Here is a 2,827-nt window from a genome sequence, read left to right on the forward strand (position 1 = left end):
CCTAATTATCGCATTATAAATTTAGATCTACTCACATATGCTGGAAATTTAGATAATCTTTCTGGTATAGGGACAAATCCTAGCTATACATTTATCAAAGGCGATATTTGTGATGCAAATTTAGTGCAAAATATATTTAAGGATTATGATATTACAGATGTGATTCATTTTGCAGCTGAATCTCATGTGGATAACTCTATTAAAACTCCAGATGTTTTTGTCAAGACCAATGTAAATGGGACTTTTACCTTACTTCATAGTGCGTATTTGAGCTGGTTTGATGCGCCATTTAAGCCAAAAGCTGGTAAGGAAAATCGTGCATTTCATCATATTAGCACTGATGAGGTTTTTGGCTCTTTGGGAGAGAGTGGATACTTCACAGAAGATACGCCTTATGCTCCAAATTCACCTTATAGTGCCTCTAAGGCTTCAAGCGATATACTGGTTAGGAGTTATCATCATACTTATGGATTAAATACATTTATTACAAATTGTTCAAATAACTATGGTCCAAAGCAACATAATGAGAAGTTAATACCTACAATTATTCGCAATGCTTTAGCGGGCAATCCAATCCCGATTTATGGTGATGGAAAAAATATTCGAGATTGGCTATATGTAAAGGATCATTGTAGCGGGATTGATGCTGTGTTTCATTCTAAATTTTATGGAGAGACTTTTAATATAGGCGGAAATAGTGAAAAAACCAATTTAGAAGTAGTGGGTGAGATTTGCGATATTTTAGATCGTATCTCTCCTAAGGCTGATGGAACTTCATATGCTAATCAAATTTCTTTTGTCGCAGATCGAGCTGGGCATGATAGGCGATATGCAATTGATTGTACTAAGATTAAAAGAGAGCTTGGTTGGAGTCCTAGTGTAAGCTTTAGCGAAGGTATCGAAAAGACCGTAAGATGGTATTTGAAATTTAATATAATTAAGGATAAAAATAATGGCTAAAGTTTTTTTAAGTTTTTATAATGGTATACAAGATAAAAATAATCCATACGCTATAGCTTGCTTTTATGAATCTTTTATTAATGGTTTAATAAAAGCTGTAAATGATGTATTTGTACATTTGCATAACTATTTTCTTGGAGATGATAGACAACTGACTTTAGAGTTAAAAAAACAAATAGATGAATTTAATCCAGATTTAGCAATTTTATTTAATAACTCTTTAGGGGGGGGCAATATTTATAAAATATGTCAATGTCCGGTTTTAATTTATGAAGTAGATTCGCCAATATACTACCAAAATAAAGAAGAGTTAAAAAGGGATAAAGATACTATATTTTTTATCTCTTGCCAAGAAGAATCAATAGAAATTTTAAAGAACGAATTTGGAATTAAAGATAACAAGATAGCGTTAGTTCCATTTTTTAGTGAAATTACTGCTAAACCGATGGAAACAAAGCATAATATTGTATTTTTAGGAACTAAATTTCATACTAATAGAATTTATAAATTTATAAAAGATGATATAAGTCAAGAAGAAAAAGAAACTTTTGTATCCTTATTAAATGAATTAGAAGAAGATCCATTTGTCACATTTGAAAATCTTGTCAAAAAGTATAATATAACTCAAAAGATTAAAGAGCATTTTAATATTCCATATTATATAGCAGCTTTATCTGATAGAAATAGAATACGAGTTTTGGCAAATATTGCCGATTTGGGGTTGGCTATATATGGCAATAGCGGATGGACGGATTATGAAACAAATGAGCCATATTTAGCTCTTAGTTATAATCCTAAAACATTATACTCGCTTAAACATAATGAGGATCTATACAATAGTGCAAAAATAGGAATTAATATCAATGTTATTCAAGCAGTTAGTGGATTTTCGTGGAGAGTGTGTGATATTTTAGCATCTAATGCATGTTTGGTTAGTGAGTATAAATCAAAATTAAAAAGTCTATTTCCTAAAGTGCCTATATCAACTTTTACAAATGCTTATGAGGCAAGGCAGACAGTAAAAGATCTCCTTGCTAATGAGAATAAAAGATTGGATATTGTATCTGCTGCTAATGAAGCAATAGAAAAAGGCTTTCGTTTAAAACATACTTTAAAAGTATTAGAAGAAATTAGCGGTGTTCCATTGCAAAATAGCGGTAAAGGTAAAGTCAAATTTATCTCCCAAATTTCAACTACAAGGCTTTCATTAAAAAGAAAATCTATTTTAATGTTATATAATTATTCTAAAAAATATTTATTAAAAAGAGGGTTGATTGAATTATAAAATTTTAAATTTCAATGTTATAGGTGATGAACGCGGAAAACTAGTGAGCTTGGAATCTTTAAAAAATATTCCATTTGATATCAAAAGAGTATATTATATCTATGATACGAATACCGAACCTAGGGGTTTTCACGCTCATACTAGGCTTGAGCAAGTTGTAGTAGCACTGGCTGGGAGTTGCGAATTTGAGCTAGATAATGGGAAAAATAAAGAGATAATTAAACTAAATTCGCCTAATATAGGTCTATATATCGGGGTAAATATGTGGCGGATTATGCGCAATTTCTCTAGCGATTGCAGATTAATGGTTTTAGCTAGTGATTTTTATAATGAGAGTGAGTATATAAGAGATTACAATGAGTTTTTAAAGGTAGCAAATGATTCATAAATTATCAGATGTTCAAAGTCAAAATATTGGAAACAATACAAATATTTGGCAATTTTGTGTTGTATTGCCCGGTGCAATTATAGGTGATAATTGTAATATTTGTTCACATTGCTTTATTGAGAATGATGTAAAGATAGGTAATAATGTAACTATAAAATGCGGTGTTCAAATTTGGGATGGCATTACAATAGAAG

Annotated in this window: 3 protein-coding genes and 1 pseudogene; all 4 read left to right on the forward strand. The window is 30.6% G+C overall.

The genetic code is table 11. The features are described 5' to 3' along the window. A partial coding sequence (gene rfbB / locus J6V67_RS04860) for a dTDP-glucose 4,6-dehydratase (RefSeq protein ID WP_291859571.1) occupies positions 1-960 on the forward strand: 960 nt, incomplete at its 5' end. Continuing rightward, positions 953-2,245, forward strand: coding sequence for a glycosyltransferase (locus J6V67_RS04865; RefSeq protein ID WP_291859575.1), 1,293 nt, complete (start codon positions 953-955; stop codon positions 2,243-2,245). The genes rfbB and J6V67_RS04865, both read left to right, overlap by 8 nt. Then, entirely contained in the window at positions 2,235-2,633 is a 399-nt protein-coding gene (locus J6V67_RS04870; protein ID WP_291859578.1) for an FdtA/QdtA family cupin domain-containing protein, read from the forward strand. Before J6V67_RS04865 ends, J6V67_RS04870 begins: the two co-directional genes overlap by 11 nt. Beyond that, positions 2,623-2,827: pseudogene (locus J6V67_RS04875) on the forward strand (N-acetyltransferase); the annotation flags it as partial. The gene J6V67_RS04870 and the pseudogene J6V67_RS04875, both read left to right, overlap by 11 nt.

Source organism: Campylobacter sp. (assembly GCF_017646085.1).
GTDB lineage: Bacteria > Campylobacterota > Campylobacteria > Campylobacterales > Campylobacteraceae > Campylobacter.